The sequence below is a fragment of the Nocardia sp. NRRL WC-3656 genome, from assembly GCF_000720265.1.
GTDB lineage: Bacteria > Actinomycetota > Actinomycetes > Mycobacteriales > Mycobacteriaceae > Nocardia > Nocardia nova.
On sequence record NZ_JOJF01000125.1, the window covers coordinates 1 to 373 of the forward strand.

Annotated in this window: 1 rRNA gene; it reads left to right on the forward strand. The window is 54.2% G+C overall.

Annotation, left to right across the window (positions count from 1 at the left end):
* Positions 1 to 373: ribosomal RNA gene (locus tag IG65_RS0134140) — 23S ribosomal RNA — on the forward strand; the annotation flags it as partial.

A 373-nucleotide genomic window follows, 5' to 3' on the forward strand; every position in this document is an offset into this window, starting at 1 on the left:
AGGGAACGTGGGGAAGTGAAACATCTCAGTACCCACAGGAAGAGAAAACAATAGTGATTCCGTGAGTAGTGGCGAGCGAAAGCGGAAGAGGCTAAACCGTGTAGATGTGATAGACGGCAGTCGTTGTCTATGCGGGGTTGTGGGGTCTTTCTTCTTCTCACTGCCGTGAGGAGCGCAAGTCAGAAACCGTTGTGTTAGCTGAATTGGTCTGGGACGGCCAACCGTAGACGGTGAGAGTCCGGTAAGCGAAAACGCGACGGCTTGTGTGATTGATACCCGAGTAGCAGCGGGCCCGTGAAATCTGCTGTGAATCTGCCGGGACCACCCGGTAAGCCTGAATACTCCCTGGTGACCGATAGCGGACTAGTACCGT